The sequence below is a fragment of the Paraburkholderia metrosideri genome (genome assembly GCF_904848625.1).
GTDB classification, from domain to species: Bacteria; Pseudomonadota; Gammaproteobacteria; order Burkholderiales; family Burkholderiaceae; genus Paraburkholderia; species Paraburkholderia metrosideri.
Genome location: NZ_CAJHCP010000002.1, coordinates 488,619 through 513,172, shown reverse-complemented (window position 1 = coordinate 513,172; position 24,554 = coordinate 488,619). Strand labels below are relative to the sequence as shown.

At 62.1% G+C, this 24,554-nt stretch carries 21 protein-coding genes; 8 read left to right on the top strand and 13 right to left on the bottom strand.

Features of this window, described 5'->3' with window-relative positions; all coding sequences use genetic code 11:
• Positions 1-98: 98 nt before the first annotated feature.
• The 3 genes from katE to LMG28727_RS05090 form a co-directional block, all read right to left on the bottom strand.
• Positions 99-2,210 carry a catalase HPII gene (katE, locus tag LMG28727_RS05100; protein WP_201641206.1) on the bottom strand — a complete coding sequence of 704 codons (2,112 nt, stop codon included), beginning with the start codon at positions 2,208-2,210 and terminating at the stop codon, positions 99-101.
• 171 nt (positions 2,211-2,381) lie between these two features.
• Positions 2,382-3,278: a MipA/OmpV family protein gene (locus LMG28727_RS05095; protein ID WP_201641205.1), complete on the bottom strand. Its 897-nt coding sequence runs from the start codon at positions 3,276-3,278 to the stop codon at positions 2,382-2,384.
• Positions 3,279-3,656: 378 nt separating this feature from the next.
• Positions 3,657-4,547 (bottom strand): LysR family transcriptional regulator, encoded by an 891-nt coding sequence (locus LMG28727_RS05090; protein WP_201641204.1) that lies wholly within the window; start codon positions 4,545-4,547, stop codon positions 3,657-3,659.
• Positions 4,548-4,680: 133 nt separating this feature from the next.
• On the opposite strand from LMG28727_RS05090, the gene LMG28727_RS05085 reads away from it, so the two are divergent.
• Both LMG28727_RS05085 and LMG28727_RS05080 read left to right on the top strand, forming a co-directional pair.
• The gene (locus LMG28727_RS05085) at positions 4,681-5,406 is read left to right on the top strand and encodes a pirin family protein (RefSeq protein ID WP_201641203.1); all 726 of its coding nucleotides are present in this window, start codon (positions 4,681-4,683) and stop codon (positions 5,404-5,406) included.
• A 97-nt stretch (positions 5,407-5,503) separates the two neighbouring features.
• Entirely contained in the window at positions 5,504-5,917 is a 414-nt protein-coding gene (locus LMG28727_RS05080; protein ID WP_201641202.1) for a DoxX family protein, read from the top strand.
• Positions 5,918-6,024: 107 nt separating this feature from the next.
• Here LMG28727_RS05080 and LMG28727_RS05075 read toward each other — a convergent pair whose 3' ends face one another.
• The 4 genes from LMG28727_RS05075 to prpR form a co-directional block, all read right to left on the bottom strand.
• Positions 6,025-7,179, bottom strand: coding sequence for an alkane 1-monooxygenase (locus LMG28727_RS05075; RefSeq protein ID WP_201641201.1), 1,155 nt, complete (start codon positions 7,177-7,179; stop codon positions 6,025-6,027).
• Positions 7,180-7,598: 419 nt separating this feature from the next.
• On the bottom strand, positions 7,599-9,188 hold the full coding sequence (gene ahpF / locus LMG28727_RS05070; protein WP_201641200.1) for an alkyl hydroperoxide reductase subunit F: 1,590 nt from the start codon (positions 9,186-9,188) through the stop codon (positions 7,599-7,601).
• Positions 9,189-9,346: 158 nt separating this feature from the next.
• Positions 9,347-9,910, bottom strand: a complete 564-nt coding sequence (gene ahpC / locus LMG28727_RS05065) for an alkyl hydroperoxide reductase subunit C (protein WP_201641199.1) — start codon at positions 9,908-9,910, stop codon at positions 9,347-9,349.
• A 101-nt stretch (positions 9,911-10,011) separates the two neighbouring features.
• Positions 10,012-12,078, bottom strand: coding sequence for a propionate catabolism operon regulatory protein PrpR (prpR, locus tag LMG28727_RS05060; RefSeq protein ID WP_201641198.1), 2,067 nt, complete (start codon positions 12,076-12,078; stop codon positions 10,012-10,014).
• 204 nt (positions 12,079-12,282) lie between these two features.
• On the opposite strand from prpR, the gene LMG28727_RS05055 reads away from it, so the two are divergent.
• From LMG28727_RS05055 to LMG28727_RS05045, 3 genes are all read left to right on the top strand, one after another.
• Entirely contained in the window at positions 12,283-13,164 is an 882-nt protein-coding gene (locus LMG28727_RS05055; RefSeq protein WP_201641197.1) for an isocitrate lyase/PEP mutase family protein, read from the top strand.
• Between the two features lie 473 nt (positions 13,165-13,637).
• Complete coding sequence (locus tag LMG28727_RS05050; protein ID WP_201641196.1) at positions 13,638-15,077, top strand: MFS transporter; 1,440 nt, start codon at positions 13,638-13,640, stop codon at positions 15,075-15,077.
• A gap of 373 nt (positions 15,078-15,450) precedes the next feature.
• Positions 15,451-16,125, top strand: a complete 675-nt coding sequence (locus tag LMG28727_RS05045; RefSeq protein ID WP_201641195.1) for a cation diffusion facilitator family transporter — start codon at positions 15,451-15,453, stop codon at positions 16,123-16,125.
• Positions 16,126-16,164: 39 nt separating this feature from the next.
• Here LMG28727_RS05045 and LMG28727_RS05040 read toward each other — a convergent pair whose 3' ends face one another.
• The 3 genes from LMG28727_RS05040 to LMG28727_RS05030 all read right to left on the bottom strand — a co-directional run bounded on the left by LMG28727_RS05040 (position 16,165) and on the right by LMG28727_RS05030 (position 19,339).
• Entirely contained in the window at positions 16,165-17,049 is an 885-nt protein-coding gene (locus tag LMG28727_RS05040; protein WP_201641194.1) for a 2OG-Fe(II) oxygenase, read from the bottom strand.
• Between the two features lie 90 nt (positions 17,050-17,139).
• Entirely contained in the window at positions 17,140-17,619 is a 480-nt protein-coding gene (locus LMG28727_RS05035; protein WP_201641193.1) for a nuclear transport factor 2 family protein, read from the bottom strand.
• Positions 17,620-17,743: 124 nt separating this feature from the next.
• Complete coding sequence (locus LMG28727_RS05030; RefSeq protein WP_201641192.1) at positions 17,744-19,339, bottom strand: MFS transporter; 1,596 nt, start codon at positions 19,337-19,339, stop codon at positions 17,744-17,746.
• 109 nt (positions 19,340-19,448) lie between these two features.
• Here LMG28727_RS05030 and LMG28727_RS05025 point away from each other — a divergent pair, with 109 nt between their 5' ends.
• The 3 genes from LMG28727_RS05025 to LMG28727_RS05015 all read left to right on the top strand — a co-directional run bounded on the left by LMG28727_RS05025 (position 19,449) and on the right by LMG28727_RS05015 (position 22,652).
• Positions 19,449-20,336, top strand: coding sequence for a LysR family transcriptional regulator (locus LMG28727_RS05025; RefSeq protein ID WP_201641191.1), 888 nt, complete (start codon positions 19,449-19,451; stop codon positions 20,334-20,336).
• A gap of 177 nt (positions 20,337-20,513) precedes the next feature.
• Positions 20,514-21,176 carry a hypothetical protein gene (locus LMG28727_RS05020; RefSeq protein WP_201641190.1) on the top strand — a complete coding sequence of 221 codons (663 nt, stop codon included), beginning with the start codon at positions 20,514-20,516 and terminating at the stop codon, positions 21,174-21,176.
• 117 nt (positions 21,177-21,293) lie between these two features.
• Positions 21,294-22,652, top strand: a complete 1,359-nt coding sequence (locus LMG28727_RS05015) for a DUF2325 domain-containing protein (protein WP_201641189.1) — start codon at positions 21,294-21,296, stop codon at positions 22,650-22,652.
• Between the two features lie 64 nt (positions 22,653-22,716).
• Here LMG28727_RS05015 and LMG28727_RS05010 read toward each other — a convergent pair whose 3' ends face one another.
• The 3 genes from LMG28727_RS05010 to LMG28727_RS05000 form a co-directional block, all read right to left on the bottom strand.
• Complete coding sequence (locus LMG28727_RS05010; protein ID WP_236591608.1) at positions 22,717-23,115, bottom strand: winged helix-turn-helix domain-containing protein; 399 nt, start codon at positions 23,113-23,115, stop codon at positions 22,717-22,719.
• A gap of 52 nt (positions 23,116-23,167) precedes the next feature.
• Complete coding sequence (locus LMG28727_RS05005) at positions 23,168-23,734, bottom strand: nitrogen fixation protein NifQ (RefSeq protein WP_201641371.1); 567 nt, start codon at positions 23,732-23,734, stop codon at positions 23,168-23,170.
• 158 nt (positions 23,735-23,892) lie between these two features.
• Positions 23,893-24,381, bottom strand: coding sequence for a molybdopterin-dependent oxidoreductase (locus LMG28727_RS05000; RefSeq protein WP_201641188.1), 489 nt, complete (start codon positions 24,379-24,381; stop codon positions 23,893-23,895).
• Positions 24,382-24,554 lie beyond the last annotated feature (173 nt).

The window sequence follows — 24,554 nt, the reverse complement described above, 5'->3', positions numbered from 1 at the left end:
GGTTGTGACTCTCGCTGTTGCATAAAAAAACTGGCCGGTCTGCGCTGCACCGGCCAGTTTTACGTCGACGTCAACGCGCTGTGAATTACGCGGACTTTTTATGCGGGCACCGATTCCGCCTGCGCCGCACGCGACCACACACGGTGCTGTTCGGCCACCTTGATGAAGGCCTTGAGCACATCGGCCGCCTGCTTGTCGTCACCGGTCACCACCCCATCGGCATTGCCCGGAAGGTGCGCGGCTGTCAGCACGTCGCGCCCCGCGCCAAGCGCCGCGATCGCTTTCAGATGCTTGAACGCCTCCAGTACGAAATGCCGCGCATCGCCTGATTGGGCGAGCACCTTCGCACCGGCGTCGCCGCCCACCACGATGACCGCGTCGAACATGATGGAAGGCAGACCGGCAATCGTCGCGTCCGGCGCAATGCCGTCGATCGCGGCCAACGTCGGCGCAATCAGCATCGGCGCCGCCCCCTCGCCTTGCAGCGCCTGCTGAAGCTTCGTGATCGACGCGCCATCTGAACCGGGTGCGGCCAGCAACGCAATCTTGCAGGTCTTGATGCCAGGCTGCACACGATTGAGCAGGCTAAGCGCTGGCGACTCTTTCGGACCCGCCAGTTTGGCGGTGCCTTTCTTCGGTGCGGGCAAACCCAATCCTTCGGCCACCGTCGCGGCTAACCCAGCATCGAAATTGGCAAGAATCTCGTTCACCACGCGGGCCCGAATCTCCGGTTTCGTCACCTTGCCGAGTTCGAACTGATACGCCGCTGCGATGTGGTCCTTCTCGGGTTGCGACATGCTGTTATAAAACAGCGCGGCCTGCGAAAAATGATCCGCGAACGATTCGCTGCGCACGCGAATCTTCGTGCCTTCCACCCGCTCCTGATAACTTTCAAAGCCGCCGTCCGCTGGCGCCGGATCGGTTTCCTTCGGCCAGCCGCCACTCACCGAATTCGGCTCATACGATGCCTGCCCAACATGGATCGTCTGCCGATGCATCGCATCGCGCTGATTGTTGACATACGGGCATACTGGCCGGTTAATCGGAATCTCGTGAAAATTCGGCCCGCCGAGACGGCTGATCTGCGTATCCGTGTACGAGAACAAGCGGCCTTGCAGCAGCGGATCATTTGAAAAATCGATCCCCGGCACGACGTGGCCGGGATGGAATGCAACCTGTTCGGTCTCGGCAAAGAAGTTGTCCGGATTGCGATTGAGCGTCATCTTGCCCACGATCTTCACCGGCACGAGTTCTTCCGGAATCAGCTTGGTCGGGTCGAGCAGGTCGAAGTCGAACTTGTGTTCGTCTTCTTCTTCGACAATCTGCACGCCGAGTTCGAATTCGGGGAAGTCTCCCCGTTCAATCGACTCCCACAAATCGCGTCGATGAAAATCCGGGTCTTTGCCTGCGAGCTTTTGCGCTTCGTCCCACAGCAACGAATACGAACCCAGAACCGGCCGCCAGTGGAATTTAACGAAGCGCCCCTTACCTTGCGCATTGACGAAGCGGAACGTGTGAATGCCGAAGCCTTCCATCGTGCGCAAACTGCGCGGAATGGCGCGATCGGACATGGTCCACAACACCATATGCGCGGACTCGGGCACGAGCGACACGAAGTCCCAGAACGTGTCGTGCGCAGAACCGCCAGTCGGCATTTCGTTTGGCGCCTCGGGTTTCACCGCGTGCACGAAGTCGGGAAACTTGATCGCGTCCTGAATGAAAAACACCGGCATGTTGTTGCCGACCAGATCGTAATTACCCTCCTGCGTGTAGAACTTCACCGCGAAGCCCCGCACGTCGCGCACCGTATCGGCGGAACCGCGCGGTCCTTGCACGGTGGAAAAGCGGACATACACGGGCGTCTGCACAGACGGGTCCTGCAAAAACGCCGCCTTCGTGTATTCGCTCATCGATTCATAGACCTGAAACACGCCATGCGCCGCCGACCCGCGCGCGTGCACGATGCGCTCCGGAATACGTTCGTGGTCGAAGTGCGTGATCTTTTCACGCATGATGAAATCTTCAAGCAGCGACGGCCCGCGCGGACCCGCGCGCAACGTGTTCTGATTGTCGGAAATCTTGACGCCCTGATTGGTTCTTAGTGCTTCACCGTCGGGCTTGACGCGAAACTTTTCCAGATCTTTCGATTTAAGATCAGTCGCCTGCGCGGTCTTCGCCGCGGGCTTCTGCGAATTCGGTTTACCTGCCATGGGGATCGACTCCTTGTGTTCTGGCGCGCCGTTGAAAGACCGGTCTGACGCGCAGCAAGAAGTGAGCAAGCGATGTTCCCGCGCGTACGCATAGCGCGGTGCTGATACGGGAGCGGACAGAAGAGCAACGACCTGTGCGTTGCTCTTCTGTCCGGTGTGAAGCGCTTCACATCAGAAGCGGTAGTTGACGGAAATATCCGCCACGCCCGTTGCTTTGCTGCGCGTAATGGGACTGTTTCCCGCACTGCCCACCAGTTGTTCGAATGCACCGTCCGCGGTGGCAAACCAGTGCTTGTTGAACAGCCACACCGCGCTAATCCCGAAGCCGACTGATTTGAACCCCGCGCTCGCGTGATATTGCTGATACTGCGAATGCGCCGCCTGAGTCTGATTGACGCCAAACCAGCTGTTCATATAGTTGGAATCGGCGAGTGAAACATTCGGACCCGCGAACCAGAAGAACTGCTTCGTGCTTCCCGGCATGGGCATATAAGCGCCGAGGTCACCAATCCAGCCATTCGAACCGCCGAAATAACGCCTGACGTCGGCGCGCAGCACCAGCGGGAAGTCCTTCGAAACAACGTATTCGGCCGCGAGTTTGAGACCCGGTGCTGCATTGATATTGCCGAGTCCGTTCAGTTCCTGAGGATCGTCGTGCGCGCGCCGCCCCAGATCGTAGACGGCGGCGAGACTCGCGCGCCAGTTCTGGCCCTGCGCGAAGTTGACCCCGAAGCCTTCGCCACTCGACAGGAAAAACAGGTCCTTGTAGCGCACGTCGATGCTGGGACCCGCCACGATGTGATAACGGTCCGAGCCTTCGAAACGCGGCTGGAACGAACTGGCTGCGCCAAGGCGTACCTGCCAGTCCGGAATGGTCGGCTGCCACATCTTCTGCAAAGGGATGCCAACCGAGTACTGCCACTCGCCTAATGGCGAAGGGGTTTGAGCCGAAGCCGAACCGGGTAAAAAGGCGATGCTCCCGAAGGTCACAGCAACCAGAGACGTTGCCGCGATGCTTGTTTGTTTATTGCGAAGCTTGCCGCCCCGCTTTCTACGGCTGTTCAACACCAGAAGCCTCCGATCTCGCCTATCGCGAAAGGGTTAGATTCACGCGCCGAGGTTCGTCACGGTTCAAAAGCCGGGAACTCGACTCGCTGCAATGTAAGGCATGTAATTTTTTCAACCATCGACATGCGTTATCCGGTAGAAAAGGTCGTTCATCATGGCCTGGTTCCACCAGACAGGACTTTTGTATGAACAGATTCATGCGAAAGATTTGCCGACGGGTGCGTATGTGCAAAATTTGCGCCAAGGCATTTGAAGGAAACCTCAGCCGACCGCCGGAGCAGGCTTCTGACGGGCCGAATTCAGAGCGGCATACGGTGCGCACGACAGGGATCGCTCGCCCCGAGGCTCCCCGCCGTCACTCTGCACCAGCAAAAAAGATCACCCCGAGAACTTCTTCCTCAACTGGGTGCGCAAAAACTCGACAAAGGCCCGAATCGTCACCGAGCTCTGCCTGTGCTGCGGATAAACCGCGTAGACGCTGGTCGCGTCGGGCAGAAAGTCTTCGAGTACCGGCACCAGTTGCCCACTGCCGAGCGCATCGGCGACGATGAAATCGGGAAGCCGAACGATCCCCAGACCAGCCACCGCCGCATCGCGGATCAGATCGCCATTGTTCGCGCGTAACGGCCCGTGCACTTCAACCCCCTTCATCACCCCGTCGACAACAAAATCCCAACTGATGGCCCCGCCATGTCCATACAGCAGACACGAATGACGTTCCAGCTCCGCTGGCACAGCGGGCTTGCCGCGACGCCTCGCATAACCTGGGCTGCAACACGCGACCATCCGCACATCGACCAGTTTCTGCGCGACCAGCGTGGAATCCGGCAACACGCCGATCCGGATCGCCATGTCGAAGCCTTCTCCGACCACGTCGACGGTACGGTCGCTCAACTCCATGTCGAAGCGCACGTCGCCGTTCTCGCGCAGAAACATCGCCACCAGCGGCGACAGATGCATCATGCCGAACGACATCGGCGCACTCACGCGCAACAGCCCGCGTGGCCCGGCGCGCCGCAACGACATGGCCTGCTCGGCGTCCTCGACTTCACCGAGGATGCGCCGCGCGCGCTCGTAAAACTCCTGCCCGAGTTCGGTCACTGCCAGCTTGCGCGTATTGCGGATCAGCAACTGCACGCCCAGCGCCTCTTCCAGCGCCATCACGCGGCGGCTGACGAACTGCTTCGACAGCGAAAGCCGGCTGGCCGCGGCGGTGAAGTTACGCGCGTCGACCGTCGCGACGAAAATCCGCATGTCTTCGAGTTGCATTTTTATTGTCCACTCCATTACGACAGTGTTTCCATTTTAGCGCCGATTATAACCATCTGGATTGACCTACACTGTCATTCATGGATCGCGGACAAACCACTGCCCGGATCGCACAACCCAAGGAGAGAACAAGATGCTCGAAATCAGACACGCCAACCAACGTGGCCGCGCCGAACATGGCTGGCTTAGCTCGCGTCACACGTTTTCCTTTGCGAGCTATCACGATCCGAAGCAGAACGGCTTCTCCGACCTGCTGGTGATCAACGACGACCGCGTCGCACCGGCACAGGGCTTCGGCAAGCACCCGCACCGCGACATGGAAATCTTCTCGTACGTGCTGGAAGGCGCGCTCGAACATAAGGACACGATGGGTACGGGCTCGGTAATCGTGCCGGGCGACATCCAGCTGATGAGCGCGGGAACCGGCGTCGCGCACAGCGAATACAACCATTCGAAGACCGAGCCCGTGCACTTCATGCAGATCTGGATCGCGCCCGGCAAGATGGGCACGACGCCGCGTTATCAGCAGCGTCACTTCGGTGCGGATCAGAAGCGTGGTGCGCTGCGTCTCGTGATGTCACCGGATGGCGCGAACGATTCGCTGGTAGTGCAGCAGGATGCGCGGGTGTATGCGGGGCTGTTCGACGGCGCTGAAACAGCGCGGCTCGAGCTGGCCAGCGACCGTTATGCGTATGTTCATGTGGCGCGCGGCAAGGTCACCGTCAACGGAGTGGAGCTTGGCGAAGGTGATGGCGCACGTGTGCGTGGTGAAGAAGCGCTGAGCTTCGCGCAAGGTCATGACGCGGAAGTGCTGGTGTTCGATCTGCGCAATATCGAAACCTCGGCGATGTGGGCTTGAGTGGCTGAATAGCCGTTAAATGCCGTGCTGCTTTAAACGTGGACTCGTCATGCCGTCTGTGGCGAGCCACGTCCTTCTCGAATGGTAGATAAAAATCATGCGCTATACGTTATTTGAGAATCAGAAGGACGCTGTCATTCTCGTCGCCCGAGTCCTGCTGATGGTGCTGTTCGTGATGTTCGGCTGGTCGAAGCTCACCGGTTTTTCCGGCACCGTCGCATATATGACGTCAACCGGTGCGCCCGTGCCTGAGGTGTCGGCGATCATTGCCGTGGTGATGGAGTTCGTGGTCGGCATCGCACTGCTGGTGGGCTTTTTCACGCGCCCGCTGGCGCTGCTGCTGGCGGTTTATACGTTGGGCACCGCGTTCATCGGTCATCACTACTGGAACATGACCGGCGCGGTGCAATACGACAACATGATTCATTTCTACAAGAACATTAGTGTGATCGGCGGATTGCTGTTGTTGTGCGTGACGGGCGCAGGCAAGTATTCGATCGACCGGCGTTAAGCATCTGTCCGGTTGCTTCAATCAGAAAAGCCGCACGGCGCTCAGAACGCTGTGCGGCTTTTCGTTGCGCATGAGCTTTGCTGCGCGAGCCCGTTGCGTGCTAAACGCTACGCAGCAAACTCCGCCAACACCCGCTCGCGAATCGCCGGCCGGATATTCGACTGCGCCATATTCCCGTGATAATGCGCAACGACCCGTGGATTCATCACGCAAAACCACAGCGGCGGAACATACGCGAGCATGATCATCGTCGCGTAGCCGGATGGCAATTGCGGCGCGTCGTCGAAGTGGCGCAAGGCCTGAAATGAGCGTGTCGGATTCGCATGATGATCGGCATGCCGCTGCAACTGGTACAGAAACAGATTGGTCACGACGCGATTGCTGTTCCAAGAATGCTGCGACTGACAGCGCTCATAGCGGCCAGTCGCGAGTTGCTTGCGACCGAGGCCATAGTGTTCCAGATAGTTGACCACTTCGAGCAGAGACGCGCCATACGCTGCCTGAATCAGCAGAAACGGCAACACCTTCATACCGAATAAGGCGATCATCGCGGCCCACAGCACCACCGTCATCGCCCATGCGTGCAGCACTTCATTGCGCCATGTCCATGGCGATTTGCCCAGACGTTCGAGCCGATGCTGTTCGAGCCGCCATGCGGAGGCAATGCTGCCCGATACCGTACGCGGAAGAAATGCCCAGAACGATTCGCCATAACGCGCGCTGGCGGGATCTGCTGCGGTCGCAACGCGCACATGATGACCGCGGTTATGTTCGACGAAGAAATGGCCATACGCGACCGGCGCCAACGTGATTTTCGCTAGCCATCGCTCGAAACGGTCGGTCTTGTGGCCCAGTTCGTGCGCGGTGTTGATCGACACGCCCGTTGCCGCGCCGAGCGATAGCGCGAAGCCGAGGTAGTCGAACCACGTTAGCGTATGAGTCGCGACGATCCATAACGCGCCGGCGAACGACACGTATTCGGCGAACGTCGCGAGATAGACGATGCGACGGTAATAGCGCTCTTTTTCGAGTATGGGGACGACAGCCTCGGGTGGGTTGCTGGCGTCGTCGCCGATCACATAGTCGGCGACCGGAATGATCGTGAAGACGAAAATCGGCCCGAACCACCAGAAGACGTGCCAGCCTGTCGACAACGCCAGCCACGCGGCGTGCAACGGCAAAGTGATCGTGAGCGCGCCGAGCAGCCACAGATAGCGCTTGCTGTCGGTCCATCGCGCGATGGCCGTGTCCGGTGTTGCCATTGTCTCGCTCCTGTTTTTTATCGCCGGTATCCGCGCGTTTGAGTGCGTTTGCGTGCGTTCGTGTGCTGCTTTGCGCGTCGATGCGCTCATCGTCAGCACGTTTCCCGACTCCCAGATTTATATGGTCTGAGCGTGAGATAGCCAAGAAATCCGGCCAGGAGGAAGTCTCCAAACAATGGCTTCGTCGACCGCGTAACGAGCACGCGGTTCGAGCGGATGAATGAAACGGCCGTTGGACGGCGTGTTGCAGCGCAAACTACGTGTGCATACGCAATACGGATCGCAGTTTCCGGGCATAAAGCCTGCGTTATCGCGAATCTGCCTTCCGACAGCGACCGCAGCGCAAATAAAAACGGCGACCCTAAGGCCGCCGTTCGACACGCACAACAACTGGACTACTGCACGACTGAGTACCCGAATCAGACGGCTTCTGCTTCCGCCTCGCTGACCGCTTCCACTTCTTCGCTGTTACGGATCAGGTGATCGAACGCGGACAGCGATGCCTTCGCGCCTTCACCGACCGCGATCACGATCTGCTTGAACGGAACCGTGGTCACGTCGCCGGCAGCGAACACGCCCGGCACCGACGTCGCGCCGCGTGCATCGACGACGATCTCGCCGTGCTTCGACAACTCGACCGTGCCTTTGAGCCATTCAGTATTCGGCACGAGGCCGATCTGCACGAACACGCCTTCCAGTTCGAGCGTCTTCACTTCACCCGAACGCAGGTCCTTATAGACCAGACCATTGACCTTCTTGCCGTCGCCGGTAATTTCAGTGGTCTGAGCCTGCGTGACGATGGTCACGTTCGCCAGGCTGCGCAGCTTGCGTTGCAACACTTCGTCGGCACGCAGCGTGGCGCCGAATTCGAACAGCGTCACTTCACGGACGATGCCTGCGAGGTCGATGGCCGCTTCGACACCCGAATTGCCGCCGCCGATCACCGCCACGCGCTTGCCCTTGAACAGCGGGCCATCGCAGTGCGGGCAGTACGCGACGCCATGGTTGCGATACTCGCGCTCGCCCGGCACGTTGATCTCGCGCCAGCGCGCACCGGTCGCCAGAATGATCGTCTTCGCCTTCAGCACCGCGCCATTCGCGAGTCGTACTTCGTTGATACGGCCCGGAATCAGCGCTTCGGCGCGCTGCACGTCCATGATGTCGACTTCGTACGTCTTCACGTGCTGTTCGAGCGCCGTCGCGAACTTCGGCCCTTCGGTTTCCGTGACCGACACAAAGTTTTCGATTGCCAGCGTGTCGAGCACCTGCCCGCCAAAGCGTTCTGCGACGACACCCGTCGCGATGCCCTTACGCGCCGAGTAAATCGCCGCAGCCGCGCCCGCAGGACCGCCGCCGACGATCAGCGTGTCGAACACCGGCTTCTTTTCCAGTTCCTTCGCAGCACGCGCACCGGCGTTGGTGTCGAGTTTGGCGAGAATTTCTTTCACACCGCTGCGTCCCTGGCCGAACACTTCGCCGTTCATGAACATTGTCGGTACCGCCATGATCTGACGCGCTTCGACTTCGTTCTGGAACAATGCGCCGTCGATCGCCACGTGGCGGATGCGCGGGTTGATCAGCGCCATCACGTTCAGTGCCTGGACGACTTCCGGGCAGTTCTGGCATGACAGCGAAAAATACGTTTCGAATTGATAGTCGCCGTCGAGATTGCGGATCTGTTCGATCACCGCATCGTCGAGCTTGACCGGATGGCCGCCGACCTGCAACAGCGCGAGGACGAGCGACGTGAATTCATGCCCCATCGGAATACCCGCGAAGCGGATGCCCGTGTCTTTGCCAGGCTGGCTGATCGAAAACGACGGTTTGCGTTCGCTGTCGCCACGACGTTCGACTACGGTGACACGTTCCGACAACGTCGCGATATCGTTCAGCAATGCCAGCAGTTCTTGCGATTTCGCGCTGTCGTCGAGCGAGGCGACGATCTCGATAGGGTTACTAACCTTTTCGAGGTACGTTTTCAACTGAGTCTTGAGATTAGCGTCAAGCATGGCGTTTCGATTCCGTGACGTGGGTGTTGGGTTCCCGGCGCCGCACGCAGTCCGGATAGGACCGGTGCAGCCCGGGGACGCGCGAATCACCGCTTCAGGCGATTCGCACGGTGATGCTGGTGCGCTGTTAGGCGCTCACTGCTGTGGGTCGTGAGACCTTAGATCTTGCCGATCAGGTCCAGCGACGGCGTCAGCGTGTCTGCGCCCGGCGTCCACTTGGCGGGGCAAACTTCACCCGGGTGCGCTGCGACGTATTGAGCAGCCTGCACCTTGCGCAGCAGTTCGCCTGCGTCACGGCCGATACCGTTGTCGTGCACTTCCGACAGCTTGATCTCGCCTTCCGGGTTGATCACGAACGTGCCGCGCAGTGCCAGACCTTCTTCTTCGATCAGCACGTCGAAAGCGCGCGAGATGGCCAGCGTCGGGTCAGCAACCATCGGGTACTTGATCTTCTGGATCGTGTCCGACGTGTCGTGCCATGCCTTGTGCGTGAAGTGCGTATCGGTCGACACGCTGTAGATTTCAACGCCGAGCTTCTGGAATTCGGCGTAACGATCGGCCAGGTCACCCAGTTCGGTCGGGCAAACAAACGTGAAGTCAGCCGGATAGAAAACCAAAACCGACCACTTGCCCTTCAGGCTTTCTTCAGTGACGGTCACGAAATCGCCGTTGTGATAAGCCTGTGCCTTGAACGGTTTGACTTGACTATTGATGATCGGCATTTGCTGAGTCCTCTTTCGGAGTGGTTGGAAAGTGGAGTCAGTATGTCAGACGACGCTTAATAGGTAAAGCGGATTGTTTTAATGATAGCGATAGTCTGACACTATTTGCTTCGAGCCTGCTGCCTATCGCGCGGGTCCTGATCTTTCAGCAGCCGCCACAGCGTCGTCCTGCCGATACCCAATGCCCGGCTTGCCGCAGCGCGGTTTCCGCCGGTTTGTTCGAGGGCCTGCAGCACCTCGTCACGCGTCGGAGCGGCGGTGCGGACCGGCTCTGCACCGGTTACGGAACGTAAGCCGCTCAGTGCCGGTTTCGCATGGTGCGGTGTCTGCGTCATGCGTCCAAACTCGGGGAACACGGCCTGCCAGTCCTGTGCCCGGGGCGAGTTTCGAGCCGCCGGGTCAGTGCCGCTATCGCCGTCGTTGCCCAGATAAATCGCAGCTCGCGCCAGCAGATTTTCCAGCTCCCGAACGTTGCCGGGCCACGCGTAGTGCTCGAAAAGCGGCGCGAGGAAGCTCAACACCTGGCTGAGCGCTGTATCTGCCAGACCATATTGGAGCGCGCTCCGGCTTAACAAGTGCCGCGCCAGTGGCGCAATATCGTCGCGCCGTTCGCGCAGCGGCGGCAATTCTATCTGAAGCAGATTCAGACGAAAATACAAATCCGCGCGAAACGCGCCTTCCCCGACCAGCGCGTGCAAGTCCCGATGGGTGGCGGCGATCACCCGCACATCGACCGGTGTGGCACGCCCTGAGCCGAGTTTCATCACCTCGCGCTCCTGCAAGACGCGCAACAGCCGGCTTTGCAATGCCGCCGGCATTTCGCCGATCTCATCGAGAAAAATGGTGCCGGTGTGGGCCATCTCGAAGAGGCCTGGCTTGCCGCCACGGCGCGCGCCTGTGAACGCGCCCTCCTCGTGGCCGAACAGTTCGCTTTCGATCAACCCTTCGGGCAACGCCGCGCAATTGAACGCGACGAACGGATTGCCGCGCCGCCGACTCGCGTTGTGGATGCCCTGCGCGACCAGTTCCTTACCGGTGCCGCTTGCGCCGGTCAGCAGCACGGTGGCGTCATGCGCCGCGCCGGCTCGCGCCAGCCGGCGCACCCGTTCGAGCGCCGCGGACGCGCCGATCAGATCGTCCAGCCGATGCCGCGCGACCAGATGTTTCGGCCGCTGGCTGGTGCGCAGCGACCGGTCGATCCGCTGCGCAACCTGTGCGTCTTGCACGGTCACCACGGAGCCCGAACGGACGCCCTGCTCGATGATCGGCGTGCAGTTGACGATCAGCGCGCGTCCGCCGATCTGTTCGATGCGCTCGTCTCCGGCCGGGTCGTGCGCGAACGCTTCGCTTTCGCGCAGCAGCGGGCCGACCGCGCGGGCTACCTGGGACGCCACATGCTGCTCACGATCTGCTGGGGCCGACGCCGACGCGCTCAAACCCAGCAGTTCGAGCATTGCTGGATTGACGGCTTCGAGCTGGCCCGCTGCGTCGAACGCCGCGACGCCGTCACGTAGATGCGCGACGATCGTATTCAGCCGCACCCGCTTCGATTCCTTCTGACGACTCACGCGCGCCAGTTCGACCGAGCGCTCGAACGCTTCTTCGACTGCGCCGAGCGAGTACAGAAACACGCTTTCCATGCCGGCCTGCTGCGCGAAATCGCAGGCCATGCCGGGACCGATGATGACGCTGCAACCTTCGGCGGCGAGCTGGTCGACGGCTAGCCGGACTTCGTCGACAGAGCGATAAGCGTGCTGTTTCAGGCTGATGTTCAGCCACGGACTCAGATCCGCGAGTTCGTGCGAAACCGTTTCATGCAGCAGCAGGCCGATCCGCGCACCGGGCCACGTGGAGGTGGCGCGGGTAATCGCGCTGAGCACGTCGAAACCGTTCACCTTGACCATCACGACTGGCACGCTAAGGTTGTCGCGCAAATACGCGCCGTTCGAGCCGGCGGCCAGCACGACGTCGACTGCGCCCGCGTCGACGTAGGCCTGCAAGGCCGTCACCGCCGCGCCGTAACCTTCCCGCACCGAGAAAAATCTGGCGTGCTCGGCGTATCGTGGCGCAACCGCCGCGCAAAGCGACTCGAGGCGGCTGATACTGACCAGAGCAACCCCGGGGCGGCCAGAATCGAGAGTCGCAAGGGATGGAGAAAATGTGGACACTGCGGCGCTCCCTCTGGACCTGAAACGTTCCATGAAACGTTTCACGGAACACTTTGCGTATTCTGCCATGAACGCCCGAGCCCCGTGAATCCGCGTCAACCCGCTGATTATCAAAGGAAACATCCCAAACGCCGCCGAATGGCACGCTTCCTGCAAAATACGGCTCAGGTTTCTATCATCGACCACCTGTACTGGAGACACATCATGACCACATCCGCAGCCCGTCGCGCCGCGTTCCGCGCCAAAGTCAACCAACGTCAGGGCCTGCTGGTGCCCGGCGCCTTCAACGCGATGAGCGCGCGCGTGATCGAAGAAGCCGGCTTCGAAGCGATCTACATCACGGGCGCGGGCGTCACCAACATGTCGCTCGGTCTGCCCGATCTGGGCTTCATCGGACTCGCCGAAGTCGCCGAACACACCGAGCGGATTCGCGACGCGGTCGAACTGCCGCTGATCGTCGACGCCGACACCGGTTTCGGCAACGCGCTGAACGTGCGCCGCACGGTGCGCGTGCTGGAGCGCAGCGGCGCCGACGTGATCCAGTTCGAAGATCAGATCATGCCGAAGAAATGCGGCCACTTTTCCGGCAAGGAAGTCGTCAGCACGAGCGAGATGGTCGGCAAGATCCGCGCGGCCGTGGATGCGCGCGAAGACGGCAATCTGCAGATCATGGCGCGCACCGACTCGGCGGCCGTTCATGGCATTGAAGACGCGATCGAGCGCGGCCACCGTTTTATCGAAGCCGGCGCGGACATTCTGTTTATCGAAGCGACGGAATCGCTCGCCGATATCGAACGTCTGCCGTCGCTGTTCGACACGCCGCAGTTGATCAACATCGTGATTGGTGGCAAGACGCCGGTGCAATCGCGCGAAGCGCTCGCAAAACTCGGCTACGGGATCGTGCTGTACGCGAACGCGGCGCTGCAAGGCGCCGTGCTCGGCATGCAGCGGGCGCTCGGTTCATTGCAGGGTAACGGACGGCTCGATGAAGACGCGACGCTGGTTGCGCCGTTCAGCGAACGTCAGCGACTGGTCAACAAGCCGCTGTATGACCGGCTGGATCGCGAATACGCGGCAAAGGACTGAAGGGCAGGGAAAGCAAAGATCGTGTTCCCCGCACGACGATGCTACGCGGCGCCGCCGTGCGCCGCGCGTTGACGCGAGTCGATCCCACGACGTGACCCATGCCCCGACCTGGCTAACCCAGCTTCGCCAGGTTCGGGACAATCCACATCCACATCCACGCTGAACGCGCTCCCGCTTCATGCGCGCATCGCCCCACCGTCCCCTCCGCATGCCCGCCTGCCCGGTATGGCGCGATTTATTGCGTTACGATTCAGGGCTGGCGACGCGCCGTCGAGCGACCCACGCCTCGCGCGCGACTATCGCCGTCGCTTTCATTCAAACTGCAATCCTGTCGCACGTCCGCCCTGCCGGACGCCGGAAACACGCCATCGAAAGGTAGTCGCCAGAATCATGAAGTTCACTCCATCGCGCGCAAGCCGCCGACGCGCTCACCGCGTCCAAACCCTCCCCCATCGTGCAGCGGGGGCCGCGCAATGACCGCCAGCAGCAGCCGCAATGCGCACATCGGCTGGTTGCCGTATATCGTCGCCGCCACCTTCTTCATGGAGTATCTCGACACCACGGTGATCGCCACCGCGTTGCCCCAGATGGCGCATTCGTTCGGCGTCGGTCCTAACAGCCTGAGCCTCGGCATGACGGCATACATGCTGGCGCTGGCGATTTTCATCCCCGCCAGCGGCTGGGTCGCCGACCGCTGCGGCTCGCGCACGGTGTTCTTCAGCGCGATCGGTGTGTTCACGGCGGCGTCGGTGTTGTGCGGGCTGTCGCAGAACGTGGTCGAATTCACCGCCGCGCGGCTGCTACAAGGCATCGGCGGCGCGATGATGGTGCCGGTGGGCCGCCTGATCGTGGTCCGCAGCACCGAGAAAAGCAAGATGATGCAGGCTATCTCGACCATCACCTGGCCGGCGATTGCCGCGCCGGTCGTCGGACCGCCGGTAGGCGGCTTCATCACGACCTATGGGTCGTGGCGCTGGATCTTCCTGCTGAATGTGCCGTTCGGCCTCGCGGCCATGGCTATTGCGCTCGCGCTGGTGCCGAATCTGCGCGGCACCGAACGCAAACCGCTCGACGTGGTCGGCCTGCTGCTCAGCGGCACGTCGCTGACGGCGATTCTGTACGGCGCCGAACTGGCCAGCCAGCCCGGCACCAATCCGTGGCTCGCCGCGGCGGTGATCGTCGCGGGTTTGCTGCTGGGCGTGGTCATGTTCCAGCATGCGAAGCGTCATCCGTATCCGTTGATCGACGTGTCGACGCTGAAGATTCCGACCTTCTCCGTGACGGTTGTCACGGGATCGTTGACGCGCATTGGGATTGGCGCAGTGCCCTATCTGATGCCGCTGTTGTTTCAGCTCGGCTTTGGCCTGTCCGCGTTCCGCTCCGGTTTGCTGCTGCTCGCGAGCGCGCTCGGCAATCTCGGCATGAAGGCGCTGACCACCCGTATCCTGCGGCGTTACGGTTTCCGGACGGTGTCGATCATCGACGTCACGGTGGCGGGCATCTTCATCATCGCGTGCGGACTGCTGACGCCGAACGTGCCGCTCGCGCTCGTGCTGATCGTCGTGTTCGTGTACGGGGTAGCTCGCTCGATGCAATTCTCGACGCTCGCCACGCTCGCCTATGCCGATGTCGCGCAACCGCAAATGAGTGCTGCCAGCACGTTGTGGAGCGCAGCGGCGCAGATGACGATCGGTCTTGGCATCGCGTTCGGCGCCGTGTCGCTGCGCGCGGCGGCGTTCTTCAATGGCGAGACCACGGGCCGCGTTTTCACGCTCGACGACTTCCGCCTCGCGTTTCTGTTTGCAGGGGTGCTGACGCTGGTGTCGGTGCTCGGCTATCGGGGTCTTTCGCGCGATGCCGGCCAGAGTATTGGCGGCGGCTCGCGCAGCAACGAGGGTCCGGCGAAAGGTTAAGGCGATATGGCCCATCCCGGCATTGGGATGGGTTAGCCGTTTCGCTCGCAGGAACGACCCGGCACCTGCAAGATGACGTAAGCAGCAAACACGACAAAAGCGCGTTAGAAGAATAAGAAGAGACGCGCCCCCCCCGCACCTAGGCAGCTCATCTGCCTGGACCCCTCGTCGACCGGCAAGGTCACCCGCGCACTGCGAGCGCCCCCACGGGCGCTTCTTCGCTGCGCGCCAATCATGACGATCCCGGCGTTGTCATCGGACTGCAACTTTCGGCAGGTAACTTGCTGCGACAAACAGAAACCGTCCCAACCCATGCCACAGTCTATCGAGTGCGACAGCCGCGAACGCCGTGCAGCTCTGAGCGGCGGCCACCTTGTTTAAGGCCGCCTCCGCCAGCGCGCTGCTCAACGCGTTTCTCTCATCGATGCAAATCGCGCTCGGCCTCACTGCCAATTCGGATGGCCTGTTCGCGGACGGCATTCACACACTCAGCGATCTGGCCGCCGACGCCGTCGTGCTGATCGTGCTGTACTTCAGCGCAAAGCACCTGAGTGCGAAGACCCGCAACGGGCGCAACGCACATCCCGCGCACAGTGCCGATAACAGCGTCGAGCAGTCGCTCGCGTCGCTGTTCATCGCGGCGGTACTGATCGTCACCGCAACAGAAATGCTGTGGAATAGCGTGTCGCAAACATCGGCGTTGACCGGCAGCACCGCGATGCATGTCGGCGCGCTTGCCGTGAGCGGCTTCGTCATGGTCACCAAGGAAGCACTGTTCCGCTATCTGCGTGCCGAAAGCCGTCGCACCGGTTCATCGCTGCTGATGGCGAGCGCGTTGCATGCGCGCGTTGATGCCGTGTCGGCATTGGTCGCCACGTTGGGCCTCGCAGGCAGCCTGGCGGGTCTGCCGATGCTCGATCAGATTGCTGGCGCAGCCATCGGCCTGATGATCATGAGAATGGGATATACAACGGGCCGCAGCGCATTGAAGCAGTGGTTCACGGGCTCTTCCACCGGCAATGCAGCCGCCGGTCAGGCAGCCGACTAACGCAGAAAAAACGCCGCGGCGTGCGCGTCGGCCACTACCTCAGTAAGCACGCTCGCGCATCCACTTCGTCATGATCCACTTGTCGCCGCCCAGCACGGGCGCACCGCCATGCAAGGTCAACGGATCGAGTTGACGCTGACCGTTCATGTAGCGGAAGTACACCGCCCCGCCCTTGCTCGCCGCGACCGACATACCCGCTTCAGGAAAAATCGTTTCGCCGCCATCGGGGACATCGTTCAGATAGATGACGAGCGTCGCCACCCGCTGACCGCCTTGCGCGGTATGAACGGCACTGCCCGGTTGATCGGGTGGAAAGTAATCGAAATGCGGGCGGTACTCGCCGGTGGTGCCGTAGTGAAGAATCTGCAGCCCTTCGCCGTTTTCAACCGGCCAGTTCATCAGGCTCGCAATACGCCGGTCGAGCTTCTCGATGAACGGGTCTTCGCCACGCTGATACCAGATACCTTCGCTGGTCCGGTTGCGTATCACGTCCTCCTTGCCCGTGGCGGGATTGACCGTGGTAGAGCGTTTCAGCCGATGCCGCGAACGCTCGATCATCTCGTCGCACTCCTGCGCCGACAACACATCGGCAAACACGATTACCTGCGGCCGTTCGCAGCGCATCAGCACGCGCACATCGCGATCATCCGCACGGATCACATTGCCACGCGCCACCGGCGCGTCGTCGTATTGATAGGTTTGCGGTGCAGCCCTGGCGAGCACGGCCTCGGTTGCGGCCGCCGTGGCGCCGCTGGTCGCGGCGACCTCCGCCGGCGCCCGGCCAAACGCCTGGTTGACCGCCGCACTGGCGGCATGGGCGGCGAACCCGGCGCCCACCATTGCCTCGATCATCGACTCAGGACTGCAGCCGCGCGTCACGTTGCTGCTCAGCCACGCTTCCCACGCGGCATCGACTACTGGCATGGCACTCCTCGCTGGTCTGCCTGAAGAACAAGGATTCAACCGTCTGAATCATACCAGGTGCGACGCGGCGCGCCGCGTGACGCACCAGCGTCAATCACGCCCCTCACGCTGACGATAAAGCGCGAGCCCCCTGCGTGCCTGCGCCCGGATCGCGCGATGCACGAGCGGCGACCAGCCGAGCAGTGCCCCTCTGATACCCATTGCCTGGCGCAGCCATTGATACAAGCTGAAGCTATCGCGGTGCTCGACGATCAGACCGTCGCGAAACACAAAGCGCGCGTCGATCCGGTTGATGACCGAGCGGCCTGTCTGGCTGAACAGATAGCTGGCCACCCAATGCGCGCGGCCCGTCTGGTCGTCGGCTTCAACGCTGTCGAACGTCAGCGAGAAGTCCTGCGCACGCTCAACCAGCAGGCGCCACATGTCGCGCGCTTCGTCGCCGCGTAGTTCGCCGAAAGCGGGATCGCTGAAAACGACGTCGTCGGCATAGCAGGCGACCATGGTTTGCGCGTCGCGTCGCTGGAAGGCGGTGTAGAAACGTTCGATCAGTTCGGTGTTCGGATGGCTCATTGTTGTCGTGTGGTGCGTTACCAGAGAGCCGCGGGCCGCGGCTCGAAAAAGCGTTCGCCCGCATTTTACGGCGAGCTTGCAGCACACGATATCGGAAAACGATCGTCAAGGGCACGTCGATTCGCTATCCGTTCGACACCATCGGCTGCGTGCGTACAGTCTCGCGCCTGCCGCCGAGCAGCCACACCCCCATCGCGACCGACGCGGCCACCAACCCCGCCACGCACAATGCGGCCGCGAAGCCACCGGCAAAGCTCAGCTGAGCCGCCGACGTGAGCGCGGCCCGCGCGCCGGCCGGCAGATGCGCGGTGGCCTGCGCGGTGTCGCCGGCCAGAACGCGCGACATGAAACCGGCGTCGAGCGCGGCTTTGACGTCGGACGTCATCGGCGCGGCCGCAATAAACACGGCATGCGCGCGCGCCGCGAGCACCGCGCCCAGCACCCCGACGGATGTGACGATGGCCGTGAAACGGGTCGTCGTACTGATGCCGGACGCCATGCCGGTTCGCTGGGACGGCACGCAAGCCATGATCGCCTTCTGCGTGTCGCCGTTCAGAATCCCCGCACCCAGGCCCGTCACGATCATGCCGAGCGCGACGCATGCATAGCGCTCGCTGCCGGTTGCCAGCCATCCCGTCGATGCCGCCGAGGCCAGCGCCGTCAGCAGATTGCCGAGCGCGATGATGAGCAGACCGGCGGATAGCAACGTGATCGGTGGAACCCGCTTTCCCAACGCTGCGCCGATGTAAGGCCCAATCACCATCGCCAGCGCGAACGGCAGCATGCCGACACCCGCCGCCACCGCCGACAACCCGAACGCGTTCTGCAAATACAGCGGCAGGAACGTCATCATTACCTGGGCGCAAGCCGCGTAGCCGAACATCGCCAGCACGGCGGCAACAAAGCGCGGTTGCCGGAACAACGCCAGATCGACCATTGCATGTCCGCGGGTCCGCTGCACGTGGATGAACGTGCCGAACAGAAGCACGCACGCGACGAGCCTCGCACACGTGGGCCAGCTTGCGATGCCGTCCGTGGGCACTTCGATCAGCGCCCAGATGCCCAGCGCTAGCGCGAGTCCGAACAGCAGACTGCCGGCGCCGTCGAGCGGCCCCGGCGCGGGGTTGCGCGACTCCCGAAGCGCACGCGACGCACAGCACGCGAGCACCGCGCAGACGGGTAGGTTGAGCAGAAAGATCCAGCGCCAGCCGAGCCATTGCGTGATGACGCCGCCAATCAGCGGCGCCACCGTGGTCGCGAGTCCCATGCACATGCCCCAGACGGCCCACGCGCGCACCCGGGCGGGTCCCTCGCTAAAACTATTCGCGATCACCGCAAGCGCCGCTGTCAGCAACATCGCCGCGCCGACACCCTTCACCGCCCGCGCCACGTTCAGCGCTAGCGCCGACGGCGCCATCCCGCAGCCGAGCGACGCCAGAAAAAATACGGCGAGGCCGATCAGCAGCATCCGCTTGCGGCCGACACGATCGGCCAGCGCGCCGGCCGGCAGCAGGCAGGCAGCGAACGCGACCATGTACGCGCTGACCACCCATTCGACGTCGGCGAAACTGGCGTGAAACGAGCGGGCAATAGACGGCAGCGAGACCGCTACCACATTGGTATCCAGCACGATCAGCGCGCAGGTGGCCGACGCGGTGGCGAGCACGAACGCTGGGTTGTTTTCCGAAGACGATGAGCGAGGAACTGAAGGATTGGACATGCGAGCGGCCGGAAATGGATCGAAGTGAGCCAATGGTATCGAAGCGTGTATTTCCAGTCATTGACATAGAATCACAGAATAATTAGCTTTTTCGGCAATACTGAAAACCATGCGGCAACTCGAACTCCGTCATATTCATGCCTTCGTTTGCGTCGCGCGGCAGCTTCATTTCTCGCGTGCCGCCGACGAACTCGGCATCGCCGCGCCGTCGCTCACCAAGCTGATCCAGGAAGCCGAGAGGCTGCTCGGCGTGCGGCTGTTCCATCGCACGAAGCGTTCGGTGGCACTGAGCGCGGCGGGCAGCGCCTATCTCGCCGAGGCGCTCGTCGCGCTCGACCATCTGGCTCGAGGCGAAGAGCGCGCGTTGCAAGCCGAGCGCGGCGAACTGGGCCGGGTCGAGGTGGGGTACGTGGCGTCGGCGGCTTATGCGGGCGTATTGCAGCGCGCCGTGGGCGGATTCCGCGCCACCCACCCTGGCGTTGACATGTCGATTCGCGAAGTGCCGATGGACAGCGTCGCCGCCATGCTGCGCGACGGCCTGCTCGACGCGGCCTACGTACGCCCGCCCATGACGCTCGACGACGGCATTCAGGCCAGCACCGTCCATCGCGACCGGTTCGTCCTTGCCTTACCCGCCGACTCCCCGCTGGCCGCGTCTGCGGCTATCCGGCCCGTGCAACTGCGCGACCAGTGTTTCGTGCTGCCGGAACAGGAAGCCGGCATGTTCGAACTCGCGCGTCGCGGGCGCTTTTCCGCCCGGCTCGGTCCACGCCCCGGCACGCTCGCGGCGGTGCTCGCCTGCGTGTCGCTCGGCGGCTACGTGGCCGTCGTCCCGCATACGCTCGCCGACTGCCTCGCGTTGCCGGGAGTCGTCTACCGGACGATTGCCGGTCAGCCGATTCCGTCGGAGATCGCGATCGCATTCCGGAAGTACGAGCGCGCACCGGCCGTCAACGCATTTCTCGACTTCGCCCGGCGCCCTGAAACGCTGGAATAAACCTCCGTCGCCGCCCTTTCGTCACAGTGACAAGCGGCGTCTGGGTTCAACACGCGGGGCGTCTTTCGTTATATCCTGTCGAATATCACGGTAGCCTTCGCGGCACTGGAGAAGCCCGTGTTTAAAGGCTTCCCAGGTTATGCGACGAAGCAAAACAGACAGCAGGAGCCATTAGCAGTGCGTAGTCGAGCCCCTTTATCCGATCCCGTCAGACGCGGCCAGCACGTCGCCGACGAGATTTCGTCGACCATCGTCGCCGTGAAATCGACGTCCGAGCGTGGCCGGGCCGAATCGATCCGCGATGTGGTCGACGCGTACCGGCGTCTGTACGGCAGCGTGCAGCGTTTCGTGCTGATGCTGACCGACGATCAGTTGAATTTCGCGTCGGTCGGCACGTCCGGCTCGCATTCGCTGAACCAGTTGCTGTCGATCCTCGCCGACCAGGCGAGAGCGGCGTCGTTCGTCCGTTTGCGCGACCTGAAGGCCACCATCGAAGACGCACGCCCCGCCGAACAATTGCGCGACGCGATTTTCTCCGACGCATCCAGCAACGACGTGGCCGCGTTACGCAAAGTGGTAACGGAACTCGAACGGCTCGACGCCGCCTTTGTCGGCCTGTGTGTCGGGCACGTGCTGGAACAGCACGCACGGGCGACCGGCGCCGATGCCGCAGCGCTCGCCGGTCAACGCACGCTCGCCCGACGGCGCGTGTCGGCAGCCGTCGCGAACGGGGCAACCATGCCGCCAGGCGCCTCCGCCCAAGCCCACGCCAGTGCCAGTGCCAGTGCGAAGCCGCGCAAAGTGCGCGCCGAGCCCGAGCTTGCGCGCGTGCCGGACTGACTCGAAATAGCCGCTTATGAGCGCTTTTTTTTGCCGCCCGTTATATCCGCTGAAATATACCGGCGATGCGCTCACCCAATTCAATCCGTCCGATGCCGAACCGGATTCGAGGTCTTCATGAACACGCCCCCGTTTCGTCTCGCCCAGCCGTCGCGTCTGAACCTGTCCGGCGACGAGCTTGCCGGCACCGGCATGAGCGCAGCCGCTGATCCCTGTTGCACGCCCGCCAGGGTATCGCTGGCGACCCACACCCGCCGACGCGCGCGCCTGTCCGAACTCGACGGCCATCTGCATTGTTCGATCATCGGCACCTGTCTGAGCACGCACGAATTGCGCAAGCTGGTCCCCAGATTCACCGGACTCGATCGCCGCGATGCAAGCGATCTGGAGATTCATCACTCCGCGGTCGAACTGGCGATTGAAGGTGGCGCGGGCGCCAAAGCGCTGCACAAGTTGCTCGACGAGCACTACGCGGGCGCGATCCGCCGCTTCGACAAAGCCGCCGATGATGTCGATCTCCTCAAGCTCTGGGACGAAGCGCTAAAAAACGGCGACATCCCACCGGCTTACTGGGCATTGATGACGCATCCGTTCGCGACCATGCCGGTTCGTCAGAAAGCGTTCGGCGAATTGCACATGCTGTCGCATCTGGTGGGCGCCGCCAATCGCGCGGATATTCGCAGGCTGGTTGCACTGGAAGAAGAAAACGCCGCGCTGAAAGAAAAAGTGGAACGGCAACAAAGCCGTCTGCAGGAACTCAGCACGCAGCGCGATGCGACGATCGTCGCGCTCCACGAACAGATCGCACGACTCAGCGCGCAGACAGCTCGCCAGCTTCCCGCCGATGCCCGCGATTCCGAAGTCGAACTGCAGCGTCTGCGCGAGCGCCTGGAGGATGCCGATCAGCGGATAGCGTTGCATACGAGCCGCCGCGAAGCTGCCGAACAGCGCACGCTTCAGGAACAGGAAGCGGCACTCGCGCTACGCAAGAGCCACGATCAGGCGCTGGCGCTGCTCAAGCTGGTGCAGAGCGAATGCGACGCACTGGAACGCGCCACCGTCGATACTGCCGATGCCGCGAGCGGCACCAGCATGCGCCGGGCGAGCCTCGATAGTGTGCATGGCAAGCGGATTGTCTATGTGGGCGGCAGGCCCGGCTCGAACGCCGCGCTCAAGCGTCTGGTGGAAGCCGCCGGCGGCGATCTGCTGGTGCACGATGGCGGCGTCGAAGATCGTAAAGGGCTGCTTGCCGCCGCGCTGCCGGGCGCGGATATCGTGGTGTTCCCGGTGGACTGCATCGATCATGATTCGATGAATACGCTCAAGCGGGTCTGCGAGCGTCATCAGATCGACTATCACCCGTTACGCACTGCCAGCGTCGCGAGTTTCATCGAATTGATGGCGCGGCTGCATCCCGAGCATCTCGCTCAACTCGGCAATGCGCCGCCTTCGGCATTCTGCTTGCGGCATAGCTGACACGGGCGCACGCAGCAAGCTACGCGGTGACGCGCGCCTGCAGCATTCAAGGCAAAAGATCTACTCACGAACGGATCATGCGAGTCAGCTCCGCGATCTGCTTCGCGCAACTTCGCTGCGCTTCTTCTTCGACATCGCGATAGAGCCGAATGATGCTTTCACCCACCGGCGTGAGCGTGCAGCCACCGCCGCTTTGACCACCCTGCTCCGAATGCGTGGCCGGCGATTTGAGCGAGCGGTTCAACTCGTCGATCAGCAACCATGCGCGACGATAAGACATGTCGAGGCTGCGGGCCGCTGCCGAGATCGAACCATGTTCGCGCACGGCTTCGAGCAGGTCGACTTTGCCCGGTCCGAGCGCGACCGCGCCGCCGCTGCGGATACGCATTCTGAAGCGCACTTCGGGACGCGCCTTGCGGGATTTCGACGCTGGTGCAGGTTTGGTTTTGGGGGTGTCAGCCATGCGCGAAAGCATACACGAACGGCCTCGCGCTGCCATCCTGGCCAAACGGCGTCTAGCGCGGCGATGGGAAGCAGAAACCGTAGTCTTCGCAGCCCGGACAACCAGGCGCGGGACCGGGCGTTAAGCCCAACGAAAGCGCGCGTTGTCCGGCGAGGAATTTCTTCCAGCGAAGGTTCGCGACATTCCGCGCGACGAGTGTCGGGAAGTAACGCGTCAACATCCACGTGACTTCGTCGCGACCGGCGAGGCCAAGGTCGCGCCACAAATGGTCGGGGCGCAGGCACGCATGGGCGATGATGGTAGCGAGGTCGTACGCGTCGTGGGCGTTGACTTCAGGGCTTGCGTGGCTGAGCAACAGCGCATGAAGCGTGCGCACGAAGTCGGCGTGTTCGTGGGCGACAAGACCGGGGATGAGCGTAGCTTCGTCGATGCGTTTCGCGTCGGCTGATCCTGGCGCGGTTGAAGATGCAAAATGCCGGGACCACAACGCATTCCACTCGCGTCGTTGCAGACCCAGCAGCGCAAGTTCGTGGCGCACGTCGCGCGCGGCAAGCAGTTTGGCGAACAGTTGCGTGTCGACAGAGGTCGTGTCGGCGGCAATGGCTAGCCATTTCTGCATACACGCAGCAGCCTGCGAATCGCTCGGCAACGCGAGCGGGCCGGCCCCGGCAAACGTCGCAGCACTTACTGTGGATTCGAATGAAAGCGGATCGTCAGACATGACCACGACACGGCAATGAACAGCGGCCTATATTACGCCCGCGCCTGCCTACTCAGCTAACCCAGCGGCGCCAGCACCTGCGCTTCGATCCGCGCAAGCCGCTTGACGTGGCGAGGCGCGGGCAGAATGTCCGCACCGGAAAACAGAATCGGCGCGCCGTCCTGCGCATCCAGCGCGCGGCCACCGCACTCATAAGCGACCAGCACGTTCTCGCCGACCGGCGTATTGAAGAGTTCGTGCCACGAGAACGTCACGACATAACCATCGTGTCCAACGGCAACGAACACCGTCCGCTTGAACTCGCCCGGAATCTCGTTCGGCAGACCCGCTTCTTCGATCAGCGTAGTCAGCCGCACCCCGCGATAGGGCTCCACACTGCGGATAAACCGGTTGGTCGTGTAGCAACGCAGATCGAAAGGCGTCGCGATGTGACTGTCGTAGCGACGCAGTTGATCGAGGCCAATCGATAACGGCCGCTGGAACCGCCCGCTCAGGACAAGCGCACCATCGACGGCGGGCGCGGCAATCACATTCACAGTATCCATAGTCGGTTATCTCCAGCATCGACGCGCAGCGCGGCCTGTTCATTCGCTATACCCGTGTGTATATTACGCTGCGCTGGCGGCACCGGTACGCATCGGCGCCGATACGCAATATATCGCCGCGCATATCGGCGCATGGACCGGAAACGGTTTTATTGCTGACAGCAGTAGTATTC